Below are 14768 nucleotides of genomic sequence, written 5' to 3' on the forward strand. Positions count from 1 at the left end.
AAGCAGGTAATCACCTGCTTTTTTTGTTATTTCTCTACTGATGCCCATTTGAAGCTTACTTCCCCGCCGTATTTATGGTTGTACATATCTTTAATTGTTTCTCTTTGTAAATATGCTCTACCACGTTGATATACTGGAACAATCGCAGCGTCATCAAGTAACATTTTTTCTGCTTCTAATAAGTTTTTCCAGCGAGCATTTACGTCACTTCCGTCTTTTTTCGCTTTCATAATAATCTCATCGTACTTCGGATTAGAATACTTCATTTTATTTTGAGATCCGTCAGTTACAAACATATCAAGATATGTAACTGGATCCGGGAAGTCTGCACTCCATCCAGAGAATGACATTACATAATCGCCAGCATCTTCTAATTTTAGTTTTTGCGCGAATGGTTGTTGTTTAATTTTCACTGTTAATCCTGGTAAATTCTTTTCTAATTCGCCTTTTAAATATTCACCAGTTTTCTTCGATAATTCAACATCTTCATTTAATAGCTCTAATTCAATTTCGTTTTTACCAAGCTCTTTTTTACCAGTTTCCCAATACTTTTTCGCTTCTTTTACATTTGGTTTTATAATATCTCCATTTTCAGCACGGAAGTCTTGTTTATCCGGTCCTTTAATGAAATTATCAGGAATTAATCCCGTCGCTGGCTTAGAACCGTTATTTAATAATGTATCAACGAATGGTTTACGGTCAAAACCAAGTGAAATTGCTTTACGAATATTTTTATTTGCTAAAGCTGGGTCTTTTTGATTTAAGCGAAGGAAGAATACAGATGTATCTTCTACCGTTTTGAAATCTGGTTTTCCTTTATATTTATCGATGAACTCTGCTAATAACGTTGCTCGATCAACTGCGTTTGTTTCATATAAATTAATTGGTGTAGACGTATCTTTTACAATATTAAAGTTTACTTCCTCAAGCTTCACTTCTTTATTGTCCCAATATGATGCGCTCTTTGTCATTTTGAAGCTACGTTCATGTTGCCAATCACTTAATGTAAATGGACCGTTATAAAGTGTTGTATTTGCTTCTAAACCAAACTTCGTCCCTTGCTCTTTCACATACTTTTCATTAACAGGATAGAAGATTGGATAGACCATTAAATCAACAAGATATGGAATAGAATTATCTAATTCTACTTCTAATGTATGATCATCAATTGCTTTCACGCCTAATTGGTCTGGACTCATCTCTTTTTTATTAATTTTCTCAGCATTTTTTATATCGTACATAATGTACGCCGATTTCGCAGCTGTATCTGGATTAATTGCTCTTTGCCATGCATACACGAAATCTTTCGCCGTTACAGGGTCACCATTTGACCATTTTGCATCTTCACGTAATTTGAATGTATACTTTTTACCGTCTTCTGACTTTTGGAATTCTTTCGCTACACCTGGAACTAATTTATCATCTTTCCCAAGGCGGTATAGACCTTCCATCGTATTGTTCATTACTTTTGAAGAAACTGCATCAGCTGATAACGCTGGGTCCATCGTTGGAATTTCTTGTGTTTCAATTAAGTTAATAACTTGCTTCGCACCGCTTTTCCCGCTATCCCCTTTTGCGTTCGCTTGCGGTTCATCTTTTTGGTAGCCACATGCCCCTAAAATCATGCTCATTGCTACTGTTGATGCTACAAAAACTGGTATCTTTTTTTTCATACTTTCACCCTCCAAAAAAATGTTAGCCCTTTCATTTTCAAACAGAAAGAAATTTATATATGTTCTAATAATTCATATTATACACACAAACATATTCTTTGTATATTTATATTTCTATTTTATTAAAATTTTCTGTTAACAATTTGTGTATTTGTAAACGTTTCAAACTGCGTTTTTATTGAACTAAAGTGTTAAAAATGCAAAATTTTATACTTTTCTAAATTATCAGAGAAAAACAAATTTTATATCCTATAATATCTTACGCATAATTATTCTTCCTTTTCTGTCATAAAATGAAGGTTTATTCATATTGAAAATATGTAGGCTAAAATAAGTGCAAAGGATATGAAAGTGTGTTACGATACACTTTGCTAAAAATAGATATCGGTAAAGAGGGGACGGACATGACAGCAATTCACTCAAAAAACGGGTCAACAGAGAAATTAAGTTTATTCTTATTAACATGGCCTATTTTTCTAGAAGTTTTTCTTTTTATGCTGATGGGGATCGCTGATACTTTCATGTTAAGTGCATTATCAGACGATGCTGTATCTGGGGTTGGTGCAGCGAATCAATACCTTCATATCGCGATTTTAGTACTAGAAGTCATCGGGAATGGTGCAGCTATCGTTGTATCCCAATACCTCGGTTCTAAACGCTTTATGGAAGCATCAAAAATATCAGCATTAGCAGTAACATTAAATTTAGGAGTCGGGCTCGTTATAAGCGCCGGTTTTCTTTTATTCTCAAAACATATGATGATGGCAATGAACTTACAAGGCGATGTATTAACGTATGCACAAAGCTATCTATCCATCGTCGGAGGAGCTATTTTCCTTCAAGCTATTATTAACTCATTAGCCGCAATTATCCGCGTTCACGGCTTTACAAAGCAAGCAATGTTTGTTTCGCTTGGAATGAATATTATTCATATCGCCGGAAACTACGTACTTATTTTCGGAAAATTCGGTTTCCCTGAACTTGGTGTGCAAGGGGCCGCGATTTCTTCCGCTGTCAGCCGGTTAATCGCACTTATCGTTTTCTTCTGGTTACTGTATCGCGTTATGGAATACCGTGTGAAATTACAATATTACTTCACTTTATCAAAAGAATACGTTGGCAAAATTTTGAAGATTGGCATTCCATCTGCATTCGAACAAGTCATGTATCAAGCTTGTCAAATTGTCTTCTTATATTACGCAACATACTTAGGTACGGAATCATTAGCAGCAAGACAATATGCTACTAACATTTCCATGTTCACTTATTTATTCGCCATTGCTATCGGTATGGGAACAGCTATTATCGTTGGACGCCTAGTTGGCGGAAATGAAAAGGATGAAGCTTACACACGCGTATGGAAAAGTGTACAATGGGCGATTGGTGTAACTTTATTTATGGTCATTCTCGTTGTTACATTCCGCACACAATTAATGGGACTATTTACGGATAACCCTCATATTATCTCTCTAGGGGCAAGCGTTCTTTTACTAAGTGTACTACTGGAAACAGGACGGACGATGAACATCGTCATCATTAATTCACTTCGTGCAGCTGGCGATGCAAAATATCCTGTTTTAATCGGCGCATTCTCCATGGTGTTAATGAGCTTACCACTCGGTTACTTTTTCGCCTTCCATTTAGACATGGGGCTCGTTGGTATTTGGCTAGCGATTGCTATCGACGAATGGACGCGAGCGATTATTATGTTCTTCCGCTGGAGAAGTAGATCGTGGGAAAATTATGCACTTGTTAAACCTGATGAACAAGAAGATAGTGCTTCTGTTCAAGCGCGATAAAATAAAAGTGTTTCTAAATGAAAAAAGGCGGCTGATTTCAGTCGCCTTTTTCTTCATTCTTGGAAACTCTTACTTCGCTGTCTTTAAACAGAAAAAGAACTTGGATAAAATCTCTTTATACTAAATTAAGTTTAAATAGTATAAAAAAGTAGAGCCATCCTTCTGTAATAGAAGAATGGCTCTACTTTTTTATTGATAGATTTCTTTATATTTCTTATACTCTGCTTCAGAACATAATACAAAATGTCCTGGGCGAATTTCGCGCATTGTTGGTGCTTCACTACCATAATCATGCTGCGATGGGTCGTATACGATACGTTTACGATTGCGCTCATAATCTGGATCTGGAAGTGGAATTGCTGATAGTAGTGATTTTGTATATGGATGCATTGGATTCGCATATAACTCTTCACTTGTTGTCAGCTCAACGATTTGACCACGGTACATTACACCAATGCGATCACTAATGTATTTTACCATCGATAAATCATGGGCGATGAATAAGTATGTTAAACCTTTTTCTCTTTGTAACTGTTTCAGTAAGTTTACAACTTGCGCCTGAATCGATACGTCAAGTGCTGAGATTGGTTCATCAGCAATGATAAATTCAGGTTCTACAGCTAGCGCACGAGCGATACCGATACGTTGACGTTGTCCACCTGAGAATTCATGTGGGAAACGGTTCGCGTGCTCTTTATTTAAACCAACTGTATTTAACAGCTCGTGAACACGGTCCATACGCTCTTTTTTGCCTTTTGCTAGTCCGTGAATATCAATACCTTCTGCGATAATATCCCCTACTGTCATACGAGGATTTAATGATGCATATGGATCTTGGAAAATCATTTGCATTTTACGGTTGAACTTCTTAAGTTCTGTGCGTGATTTTTTCCCATGTACATTTTCACCATCGAACAACACTTCACCGGCAGTTGCATCGTATAAACGAATGATCGTTCTTCCAGTTGTTGACTTACCACAACCAGATTCTCCTACAAGTCCAAATGTTTCACCGCGGTAAATATCAAATGAAATATCATTAACTGCTTTAACAACACCACCACTCACATCAAAGTGTTGTTTCACATTTTTCACTTCAATTAATTTCTCACGTTGTTTAGTCATGTTGTTCACCTGCTTTCATTTGAAGAATACGTTTTTCAACAACTGCTGGTGGTTTTACTTCTGGCGCTTGCTCATGAAGTAACCAAGTTGCCGCATAATGTGTGTCACTTATTTTAAATAAAGGTGGTTCCATTTCAAAATCAATTTTCAGCGCCTGCGGGTTACGTGGTGCAAAAGCATCACCCTTTGGCGGTTTTAATAAGTCTGGAGGCGTTCCTGGAATCGCATATAGCTCGTCCTCTGAACCATCTAAGCTTGGCATAGATGCGATTAAGCCCCATGTGTATGGATGTTTTGGATTGTAGAAAATTTCATCAACAGTTCCAATTTCAACAACTTTACCAGCGTACATAACCGCAACTCGGTCTGCAACGTTTGCCACTACACCTAAGTCATGCGTAATGAAAATGATTGCTGCTTCTGTTTTTTGCTGAATGTCCTTCATAAGTTCTAAAATCTGCGCCTGAATTGTAACGTCTAGCGCTGTTGTCGGCTCATCGGCAATTAATAATTTTGGATTACAAGCTAACGCCATCGCAATAACTACACGCTGTCTCATACCACCTGAGAATTGGTGAGGATATTGTTTTAAGCGTGCTTCTGGATTTGGAATACCTACAAGGTCGATTAATTCTACAGCAACTTTACGTGCATCTGCTCTACTCATCCCTTGGTGTTTAATAAGACCTTCCATAATCTGATTACCAATTGTCATCGTTGGATTTAATGATGTCATTGGATCTTGGAAAATCATCGCAATATCTTTACCGCGTACTTGCTGCATTTCTTTTTCTGTTAGTTTCGTTAAGTCACGACCTTCAAATATGATTTCACCGTTTTTAATACGTCCTGGAGGATTCGGAATTAATCCCATTAACGCTTTAGAAGTAACTGATTTACCAGAACCAGATTCTCCTACAATCGCTAATGTCTCTCCTTTTTTTAAATCAAAAGTAACACCGCGTACAGCTTGTACTTCACCTGCATGTGTATCAAAGGAGACTTGCAAATCTTTTACCTCTAGCAATGTTTTCATTTTTACTTCTCCCCTCTTTTACTTACGCATTTTTGGATCTAACGCGTCGCGTAATCCGTCTGCAATTAAGTTAAATGCTAAGATTAACATACTGATGACAACCGCTGGGATGAACATCATATGTGGATACGTTTGAATTGATTTATAACCATCATTTACAAGAGAACCAAGTGATGCGAATGGTGGCTGAATGCCTAGTCCGATGAAGCTTAAGAATGCTTCACCAAATACTGCCGTTGGAATTGTAAACATTGTCATTACGATAATTGGTCCCATTACGTTCGGAATTAAGTGCTTCACGATTAACTGTGTATTTGTTGCACCTAATGTACGAGATGCTAATACATATTCTTGGTTTTTTAATTTTAGGATTTGTCCACGAACGATACGCGACATCCCTATCCAACCTGTAATTGCCATCGCGAGTGTAATCGACCAAATACCTGACCCCATAATGATTACCATTAAAATAACGATGATTAAGTATGGAATACCGTTAATAATCTCCATAATACGTTGCATAATATTATCTACTCTGCCGCCGTAGAAGGCTGAAATACCTCCGTATGCAACCCCGATTACTAAGTCAATTGCTGCTGCTAATAGAGCGATATATAATGATACGCGCGTACCTTCCCAAGTTCTTGTCCATAAATCACGGCCAAGATCATCTGTACCAAACCAGAAGTACTCTTTAATATCACGTTTTTCATATTGGTCAACACCATATTGATCAGTACCGTCAAATGGTAACCAATGAACATTTTCAATCACTGGAATTTTCGGTGGCATTTTCGCACGACCTAAATCTTGCTCTTTATAAGAATGCTTACTTATCATTGGTCCTATAACTGCTAGTAGTACAATAAGCATTAATAATACGAAACCAAACATGGCACCTTTATGTTGGAACAAACGTCTTCTTACATCTTGCCAAAACGTTAAGCTTGGACGGGCAATGACTTCATTATCAACATTACTTTGATTGGCTTGTTGAAATAAATCTGGAGATAATTTTTGTACATCTTTCATCATTTTTTCCCTCCCGCTAAACGAATACGAGGATCAATAATTCCGTATAAAATATCGACAATGAAAATAACTAAGATGAAAATCGCACTATAGAAAATTGTAGTTCCCATAATAACTGTATAGTCATTTACTGTAATCGACTTAACGAATTGTTCCCCAAGTCCAGGTACAGCGTAAATTTGCTCAATAACTAGTGTCCCTGTAATTAATCCTGCAACCATTGGTCCTAAAATTGTTACAACTGGAATTAATGCGTTACGAAGTGCGTGCTTGATAATGATAACGCCTTGGCTAATTCCTTTCGCTTTCGCTGTTAAAATGTAGTCAGCTTGCATAACCTCAATTAACTCTGCACGAGCGAAACGTGCGATTGTTGCGATAACTGCCATCGATAAAGCAATTGTAGGCATTACTGTAAACTCCGGTCCCTTCCAGAATGCTACTGGGAACCAACCAAGTTTTACCCCTACGAAATATTGTAGTAATGCGGCGAATACGAATGATGGTACCGACATCCCGAGTACGGAAATAATTGTCGCCCCATAATCGACCCACGTATTGTTCCGAAGTGCCGCAACGATTCCTAAAATTAAACCGATAAATGTTCCTAATATAATCGCTTGTAAACCAAGTTGTGCTGATGGTCCAATACGATCCACAATCATATCTGTTACTGGGCGGTTATCATACTGGAATGATACCCCTAAATCACCTTTTGCTAAGTTACCTAAGTAACGTGCATATTGAACTGGCACTGGATCATTTAAACCATATTTTTCAAGAATGATTTCTTTTTGTGCCGGTGATAACTTCTCCTGGTTTTTCAGCGGAGAACCCGGAAGTAATTTCATCAAGAAGAAAGTCAGTGTAGTAATTAAAAATAATGTCAAAGCCATGTACACGAAACGTTTTAATACGTAACGTCCCATAGTCAAGCACCTCCCCGTTTTTCTCAAAAGCAATAAGATAGTTTGAAATATTCTTACTTTTATTTTTTTAAAATAAGAGCACATGCCCATCATAGGCATATACCCTTGTAAACGATGGAAAAAAGATTATTTTTGTTCAACAGATGCCCATTTGTAAGTTAATTTACCACCGTAGTTAATCGGGATAATATCTTTTACAGCACCTTTTACTACATACGCTGAACCTTTTTGATAGACTGGAGCAATAACTGCATCCTCTTTAATTAACATCTTCTCTACCTCTAAAAGGTTGTTCCAGCGAGCCTGTAAATCTTTTGTATCTGTTTTTGCTTTTAGAATTAGTTCATCATATTTCGGATTAGAATATCCTGTTTTGTTTTGTGAACCATTCGTAACAAACATATCTAAATATGAGACTGGATCTGGGAAATCTGGACCCCAAACACCAAACGCCATATCATATTCCTGAGAGTCTTCTAACTTATTTTTTTGTGCGAATGGCTGCTGTTTAATTTTGATTGATAAACCAGGTAAGTTCTTTTCCATCTCACCTTTTAAGAATTCGCCAATTTTTTTCGCATCTTCATTATCGAAGCTTAAGAATTCTAATTCGATTTTATCAGTGCCAAGCTCTTTCTTCGCTGTTTCCCAAAGTTTTTTCGCTTCTTTTGAATCCGTTTCAACTAGCTTTCCATTTTCAGCACGGAAGTCTTTTTTATTCGGACCTTCAGCGAAATCTTTTCCAACAAATCCGTAAGCACCAATTGCGCCGTTGTTTAAAATAACTTTTGCAATGTTATCACGGTCAAAGGACATTGAAATTGCTTTTCTTAAGTTTTTATTACTCAAATACTTATTATTTTGATTAAATCTTAAGTAGGCAACTCCTGCTTCTTGTCGTGTTTGGAACTCTGGAGTTTGTCTAAATTTATCAACAAATTCCGATGTTAGAGCCGCACGATCAATCGCATTTGTCTCATATAAATTTACATCAGTCGATGTGTTTTTCACAATATTGAAATTTATTTCTTCGATTTTAACCGTCTTGTTATCCCAATATGATGGGTTCTTCTTAAATTGGAAGCTTTGTTCATGTTTCCAATCACTCATAACGAATGGCCCGTTATATAATGTTGTATTTGCCTCTAAACCAAACTTATCACCTTGTGATTTCACAAAGTTCTCATTTAGTGGGTAAAACACCGGATAAACCGTTAAATCAATAAAGTAAGGAACGGGATTGTCTAATTCCACTTCTAATGTATAATCATCAATCGCTTTTACACCTAATTGGTCAGCAGGTAATTCTTTTTTATGAATTTTTTCTGCATTTTTAATATCGAACATAATGTACGAATACGTCGCTTTTGTATCTGGATTTACTGCTCTTTTCCATGAATACACAAAGTCTTTCGCTGTTACAGGTTCCCCATTCGACCATTTCGCATTTTTTCTTAATTTAAATATGTATTTCTTCCCATCATCTAGCTTTTGGACATCTTCAGCAATCCCAGGCATTCTCTTTTGATCTTTGCCAGTACGATATAAACCTTCCATCGTATTATTTAATGCTGTTGAAGATGCAGAATCTGATGCTAACGATGCATCCATCGATGGAATTTCAGATAACTCTGTTAAATTAAGAATCTGTTTTCCGTTACTACTACTAGTAGTATTTTCTTTTCCTTTTGCTTTAGCGTCCTCTTTCTGGTAGCTACACGCGCCAAGCAACATACTTGCAGTTAAAGTTGATGCAAGTAATAACGGTATCTTTTTCTTCATGTTGTGTTGCCTCCCCTAATTGCACTTCCTGTACCCTCACTTGTAGAAAATTAGAATTGAAAGAATAATCTCCAAGTTTCTACAATTTTCATTATACATATAATTAGACGATTGTGAATATAGTTTTTTATTTTTTTGTTAAAATTTTTAATAAAATATTTATATTTTATTTTTTTTGTAAAGGAATACGTTAACATTGCTACCATCATCTTGAAATTAGCGCTTTAATTGCGTATAATTTTCAAAAAATTATTTATATTACTTATTATAGCTTTTATAGTATAATAATTCTAGTAATATTTTGACGGAGGGGAATATTTTGAATAAAGTTTTTTTTCATACTTGTATACTATTTTTGGTTGCGATAATCGCTTCTAGTGTGGGCGCATTCCTCGTTTCATCTCAATTTTTGTTGAATTTTGTCAACATCTCATTCTATATTGCATTGTTTTTTATTCTTATAGGTGGTTTTTTATTCATATTTCAAAATGGATTTTTTAACGTAACAATTTACGCATTCCAAAGAGTATTTGGTACGAATAAAAAAATCGAATCTTTAATTGAAGAAGCAGAGGAACCTATCGATAAGAAAGAACGTATTTATAAAACATATTCATTCAAATGGACGTATCCGATTTGTATTACCGGTATCGTACTTGGGTTGTTCTCGGTCCTCATTAGCTTTACTATTTTGATGTAGTTTGCAAACACTGCTCCATATGATATAATAATCAGCAAAACATTTTGTTATAAAACTTTAGTTCTTTCATATTAAAAGGGCTCAGTTAACAATAAATTTATATGTATGCGATGATAAAGAAGAGTACATATTGGGGCAATTTCAGAGAGCTTGTGGGTGGTGTGAACAAGTAATTGTACAGTATGGAATGGGCTTTTGAGCACCAAACCGAACCGAAAGTAGTAGGCTTTGGCGTTATATCCAGACGTTATTATGGATCTTGAGAGATTTCACAGCTGTGAAATAATTAGGGTGGTACCGCGGTCCATTCGTCCCTATGTAATTTGGGATGAATGGGCTTTTTTGTATGCCTTCTCTTCCCCATCGCACATTCAATTTTAGGAGGAATTACTTATGTCAGTTATCTTTTCTGGTATTCAGCCAAGCGGAACAATTACACTTGGAAACTATTTAGGAGCTATGAAGCAATTTACAGAGCTTCAAAACGAACACGACTGTTATTTCTGTATTGTAAACCAACATGCGATTACAGTACCTCAAGACCCTGCAATGCTTCGCAAAAATATCCGCAGTCTTGCTGCGCTATACGTTGCATGCGGCATCGATCCTGAAAAAGCTACTTTATTTGTACAATCAGAAGTACCAGCACACGCTCAACTAGGATGGATTATGCAATCCGTTGCTTACGTTGGAGAATTAGAACGTATGACACAATATAAAGACAAAGCTTCAGGAAGAGATTCAGTTCCAGCTGGATTACTTACATACCCACCATTAATGGCTGCTGACATTTTACTTTACAACACAGAAATCGTGCCTGTTGGTGATGACCAAAAGCAACATATGGAATTAACACGTGATCTAGCAGAGCGTTTCAACAAACGCTTCCGTGAAGTGTTCACAGTTCCTGAAATTCGTATTCCAAAAGTAGGAGCTCGCGTTATGTCATTAACAGAACCTACGAAAAAAATGAGTAAATCTGATCCAAATCCAAAATCAATGATCAGTATGCTTGATGAGCCAAAAACAATCGAAAAGAAAATAAAAAGTGCCGTAACTGACTCTGAAGGCATCGTTAAATTTGATAAAGAGAACAAACCTGGAATCTCTAACTTATTAACAATTTACTCTTCATTCTCAGGAAAAACAGTAGAAGAAATAGAAGCAATGTACGAAGGAAAAGGATACGGCGACTTCAAAGGTGACCTAGCACAAGTAGTCGTAGAAGCAATTCGTCCAATCCAAGACAAATATAACGAACTAATCAACTCCCCAGAACTAGACGAAATTCTAGACAAAGGTGCCGAAAAAGCAAACCGCGTTGCATTCAAACAACTACGCAAAGTAGAAAATGCAATGGGATTAAGTAGAAAACGTAGGTAACATATAAAGCGGAAGCGGCTCGTTCAGAATGTGAGGGGGATGGAGCTCCTGACGTAGAGGCGCTTTTTGCCTCGCAGGAAGGCGCGAAGCCACCGAACATTCTTGCCGCTGGAGCTAGATTTCACATAAAGCGGAAGCGGCTCGTTCAGCTCTGACTGGCTAAGGTTCTTTCGTATAAAAGGCGCTTTTTGCCTTCTTATGCGGAAGGTTCTTAGACACGAAGAGCTTGCCACCTCCATAAAAAAAACCGCCAATTGGCGGTTTTTTTCAATTTACCTTCTGCTCATTTTCCATTTCCCATAACTTTTCAAAAAACGGCTGTCCTTTTACAAGGCGCTCACATAATTGCTCGTGCTTCTCAGACCATCCAGTTTTCGCTTCATCATAAAGTTTAGCCCAAACATCTTCAAACTCCATATGTTGGACCATTCCGTACGCTGATGGATCCCACTCTGTGAACCAATAGCGAATTTCAGCTGGATTTTTCGTTGTATGTAATTGATCTAATGCCATAAATAATAATTGTTTTAACTGTCTTTCTTTACGAGTTAGGCCGTTCATAATGAAAGGTGACGGCGATAAAATATGATGTTCTTTTTCAATCTCTTCCACTTGGAACTCATACTTTTCTTCTTGCACATTTTCTACCATCTCATATACCATCTGTTCTTGGCGAGGTATAAGCCTACTTTTTCTAATTGGCACATTATAGCCGATTGAATCAATCGCAATAATTCCTTTTCCATCTGTAACTACAAAACAATATTCTTGTTGCAAACGTTCGTGATTTTTACGAATATAAGCCTTATGATATACGTCTTCCAATAATTTTTGCGGAAGCTCTAATAATTCGTTCTCGATGTAATGATATAATGTGGCATCTACTTTTAATAATGGCACTTGATCTAATAGCTCAATCGTATCATCTTTCCGCCATTCGTAAAAATGACAAACATTATACCCATTTTCTTCACCTTCAAACCAATTTACCCATACATCATGTAGATATAACATTCACTACCCCTCACTTCACTACTGTTTGTACCAATCATTATGTTCATTTTTGCTTAACTTTATTCCACTTAAGGAAATATATTCTAATTATTATTTTTTCTTCTATAATATAAAAAAACAGGAGCGTTACCTCCTGTTTTTCATGAAACATGAAATGTATTTGCTTTATTCAATATTTCTTTCGCATCTATAGATAATAAAGAAAGTGTATTTTCTCCTTCAAATGCTACACAGTCTTTCACAATATGAAATCCAAGTGCATAGCCAAGCATTTTCGGATACGAGTGCAGTCCATTTAATAAAACATCATGCTCCCTCGTACCTCTCTTTACATCTATTCGTTCTTGTATTGAATTTCTCCAATAATAAATAGCATCTTCTTTTGAAATGTAAGTAGTCCATGGTGCACATCTTTTTTCTGTATACCTTTCATACACAGCTTGCTCAGCTAACCCTTCCATAATCATCGTATCAAGTAATGTATACTCTGTTTCCTTCGTCTCAATTTGATGTAATCTACATATATGGTGGTATTCATGCGTTAATAAAGCTTTTAGTTCCTCTACTGAATTACGTCCACATACGAATAAGAAAATAACGTGACGCATAGATAAACCAGCCTTCCCGTTATATTCCTCTTGTACCGTTCGATTATATGAATCTGATAATAAAATAAAGATAGGGACATCTGGACCTTTTAGCCAACTTTTCAATTTTTCATACTCCATGCTAAGTTCTTTCCAAATTTCTTTCTTCTCTAACTCTTTAATTTCCTGCTCCCCCCGCATTACTGGGCGATACATACCTTTAGAGATTAAAAAGCGATACAGCCTCTCTTTTGGCAATGGAATATACTTTGTAAATTTCTCACAAAGCTTTTCTGGGCGTCCATAATACAGATGTAACCATTCTGCCGTTTCAACAACCCCCACCCTTCATCCCTCCTTTTCTTATGTATATGCAAAAAAAGAAAGGAACGTAAAGCTGATAAAAAATAAATAAGGTGTTTTTTCGTAACAAACTACGAAAAAACACCTTATTTCATCTATTATTTATACGATTTAAATACTAAAACTGCGTTATGACCACCGAATCCTAGTGAATTACTTAATACCGCGTTTACTTCTTGATGTCTCGCTGTATTTGGTACGTAATCTAAATCACATTCTGGATCTGGTGTTTCATAGTTAATCGTCGGAGGAATTACTCCGTCTGTAATTGATTTAATAGAGAAGATCGCTTCAACAGCACCAGCTGCTCCTAATAAATGACCTGTCATTGATTTCGTTGAGCTAATCGCTACTTTATATGCATGCTCACCGAAAGTTTCTTTAATTGCCATCGTTTCATACTTTTCATTTGCATCTGTACTTGTACCATGTGCATTAATGTAATCAATATCTTCTGGCTCTAGACCTGCATCAGCTAAAGCTTGACGCATCGCACGAACTCCGCCTTCACCGCCAGGAGCAGGCATTGTAATATGGAACGCATCACCAGTTGCACCATAGCCAGCAATTTCCGCATAAATGTGAGCACCACGTGCTAATGCATGCTCTAATTCTTCAAGAATAAGAATTCCTGATCCTTCACCCATTACGAAACCACTACGGTTTTTATCAAATGGGCGGCAAGCCGTTGCTGGATCTTCATTGAATGTTAATGCTTTCGCTGAACTAAATCCAGCGAATGCCATGCTTGTTAACGGCGCTTCTGCTCCGCCTGTTATCATCGCATCAGCATCACCGCGCTGAATTACTTTAAACGCATCACCAATTGAGTTTGCTCCAGATGCACAAGCTGTTACAGAGCAAGTATTAATTCCTTTCGCTCCTGTAGCGATTGACACTTGACCTGCTGCCATATCTGGAATCATCATTGGTACGAAGAACGGGCTCACGCGGCGCGGACCTTTTTCAGTAAAAATCTTAAATTGTTCTTCGTATGTTTCCATACCACCAATACCAGAACCAACCCATACACCAATGCGTGGTGCATTTTCTTCTGTAATTTCAAGCTTCGCATCTGCAACTGCCATTTTCGCTGCTGCTACTGCATATTGCGTAAAGCGGTCCATACGGCGCGCTTCTTTTTTATCTATATATTTTTCGACTTCAAAGTCGTTAATTTCTGCTGCTACTTTTGCAGGAATTTGTTCTGAATCTATTCTTGTAAGTCTTCCGATTCCGGATACACCGTTTTTAATGTTTTCCCAAGCTGTTTCAACATCTGTTCCGATCGGTGTAACAGCTCCTAGCCCTGTGATTACGACCCTCTTTTTTTCCATACAAAATA

12 protein-coding genes and 1 other annotated feature are annotated in these 14768 nt (G+C 36.9%); of the genes, 3 read left to right on the forward strand and 9 right to left on the reverse strand.

The window, feature by feature from the left end; translation table 11 throughout:
• Positions 1 to 26: 26 nt before the first annotated feature.
• Positions 27 to 1673 (reverse strand): peptide ABC transporter substrate-binding protein, encoded by a 1647-nt coding sequence (locus tag MKX77_RS18210; RefSeq protein WP_341307421.1) that lies wholly within the window; start codon positions 1671 to 1673, stop codon positions 27 to 29.
• A gap of 353 nt (positions 1674 to 2026) precedes the next feature.
• Between MKX77_RS18210 and MKX77_RS18215 the strand changes: the two genes are divergently transcribed.
• Positions 2027 to 3472 (forward strand): MATE family efflux transporter, encoded by a 1446-nt coding sequence (locus MKX77_RS18215; protein WP_341307422.1) that lies wholly within the window; start codon positions 2027 to 2029, stop codon positions 3470 to 3472.
• Positions 3473 to 3661: 189 nt separating this feature from the next.
• On the opposite strand, the gene MKX77_RS18220 is transcribed toward MKX77_RS18215, so the two are convergent.
• From MKX77_RS18220 to MKX77_RS18240, 5 genes are all read right to left on the reverse strand, one after another.
• Entirely contained in the window at positions 3662 to 4597 is a 936-nt protein-coding gene (locus MKX77_RS18220) for an ABC transporter ATP-binding protein (protein WP_215555569.1), read from the reverse strand.
• The gene (locus MKX77_RS18225) at positions 4590 to 5633 is read right to left on the reverse strand and encodes an ABC transporter ATP-binding protein (RefSeq protein ID WP_341307423.1); all 1044 of its coding nucleotides are present in this window, start codon (positions 5631 to 5633) and stop codon (positions 4590 to 4592) included. Before MKX77_RS18225 ends, MKX77_RS18220 begins: the two co-directional genes overlap by 8 nt.
• A gap of 18 nt (positions 5634 to 5651) precedes the next feature.
• Positions 5652 to 6668: an oligopeptide ABC transporter permease gene (gene opp3C, locus MKX77_RS18230; protein WP_341307424.1), complete on the reverse strand. Its 1017-nt coding sequence runs from the start codon at positions 6666 to 6668 to the stop codon at positions 5652 to 5654.
• The gene (gene opp3b, locus MKX77_RS18235; protein ID WP_000534165.1) at positions 6665 to 7594 is read right to left on the reverse strand and encodes an oligopeptide ABC transporter permease; all 930 of its coding nucleotides are present in this window, start codon (positions 7592 to 7594) and stop codon (positions 6665 to 6667) included. Before opp3b ends, opp3C begins: the two co-directional genes overlap by 4 nt.
• 126 nt (positions 7595 to 7720) lie before the next feature.
• Positions 7721 to 9376 carry a peptide ABC transporter substrate-binding protein gene (locus MKX77_RS18240; RefSeq protein ID WP_341307425.1) on the reverse strand — a complete coding sequence of 552 codons (1656 nt, stop codon included), beginning with the start codon at positions 9374 to 9376 and terminating at the stop codon, positions 7721 to 7723.
• A gap of 319 nt (positions 9377 to 9695) precedes the next feature.
• On the opposite strand from MKX77_RS18240, the gene MKX77_RS18245 reads away from it, so the two are divergent.
• Complete coding sequence (locus MKX77_RS18245) at positions 9696 to 10076, forward strand: DUF3899 domain-containing protein (RefSeq protein ID WP_215555565.1); 381 nt, start codon at positions 9696 to 9698, stop codon at positions 10074 to 10076.
• A 101-nt stretch (positions 10077 to 10177) separates the two neighbouring features.
• Positions 10178 to 10395: a binding site (T-box leader), on the forward strand.
• A 74-nt stretch (positions 10396 to 10469) separates the two neighbouring features.
• Positions 10470 to 11459, forward strand: a complete 990-nt coding sequence (gene trpS / locus MKX77_RS18250) for a tryptophan--tRNA ligase (protein WP_215555564.1) — start codon at positions 10470 to 10472, stop codon at positions 11457 to 11459.
• Positions 11460 to 11726: 267 nt separating this feature from the next.
• Here trpS and MKX77_RS18255 read toward each other — a convergent pair whose 3' ends face one another.
• From MKX77_RS18255 to fabF, 3 genes are all read right to left on the reverse strand, one after another.
• On the reverse strand, positions 11727 to 12473 hold the full coding sequence (locus tag MKX77_RS18255; RefSeq protein WP_215555563.1) for a YjbA family protein: 747 nt from the start codon (positions 12471 to 12473) through the stop codon (positions 11727 to 11729).
• Between the two features lie 140 nt (positions 12474 to 12613).
• Positions 12614 to 13405: a DUF2268 domain-containing protein gene (locus tag MKX77_RS18260; protein ID WP_002149838.1), complete on the reverse strand. Its 792-nt coding sequence runs from the start codon at positions 13403 to 13405 to the stop codon at positions 12614 to 12616.
• 116 nt (positions 13406 to 13521) lie between these two features.
• Positions 13522 to 14760, reverse strand: a complete 1239-nt coding sequence (fabF, locus tag MKX77_RS18265) for a beta-ketoacyl-ACP synthase II (RefSeq protein WP_215555562.1) — start codon at positions 14758 to 14760, stop codon at positions 13522 to 13524.
• Positions 14761 to 14768: the final 8 nt, after the last annotated feature.

Origin of the sequence: Bacillus sp. FSL R9-9410 (assembly GCF_038050385.1) — a bacterium.
In the GTDB taxonomy this organism is placed as follows: domain Bacteria; phylum Bacillota; class Bacilli; order Bacillales; family Bacillaceae_G; genus Bacillus_A; species Bacillus_A cereus_U.

What these genes read in the sequence shown, in the direction of transcription:
- MKX77_RS18210 (WP_341307421.1), bottom strand. Translation starts at nt 1,673, where the DNA reads ATGAAAAAAAAGATACCAGTTTTTGTAGCATCAACAGTAGCAATGAGC.
- fabF (WP_215555562.1), bottom strand. Translation starts at nt 14,760, where the DNA reads ATGGAAAAAAAGAGGGTCGTAATCACAGGGCTAGGAGCTGTTACACCG.
- MKX77_RS18220 (WP_215555569.1), bottom strand. Translation starts at nt 4,597, where the DNA reads ATGACTAAACAACGTGAGAAATTAATTGAAGTGAAAAATGTGAAACAA.
- opp3b (WP_000534165.1), bottom strand. Translation starts at nt 7,594, where the DNA reads ATGGGACGTTACGTATTAAAACGTTTCGTGTACATGGCTTTGACATTA.
- MKX77_RS18240 (WP_341307425.1), bottom strand. Translation starts at nt 9,376, where the DNA reads ATGAAGAAAAAGATACCGTTATTACTTGCATCAACTTTAACTGCAAGT.
- opp3C (WP_341307424.1), bottom strand. Translation starts at nt 6,668, where the DNA reads ATGATGAAAGATGTACAAAAATTATCTCCAGATTTATTTCAACAAGCC.
- MKX77_RS18225 (WP_341307423.1), bottom strand. Translation starts at nt 5,633, where the DNA reads ATGAAAACATTGCTAGAGGTAAAAGATTTGCAAGTCTCCTTTGATACA.
- MKX77_RS18255 (WP_215555563.1), bottom strand. Translation starts at nt 12,473, where the DNA reads ATGTTATATCTACATGATGTATGGGTAAATTGGTTTGAAGGTGAAGAA.
- trpS (WP_215555564.1), top strand. Translation starts at nt 10,470, where the DNA reads ATGTCAGTTATCTTTTCTGGTATTCAGCCAAGCGGAACAATTACACTT.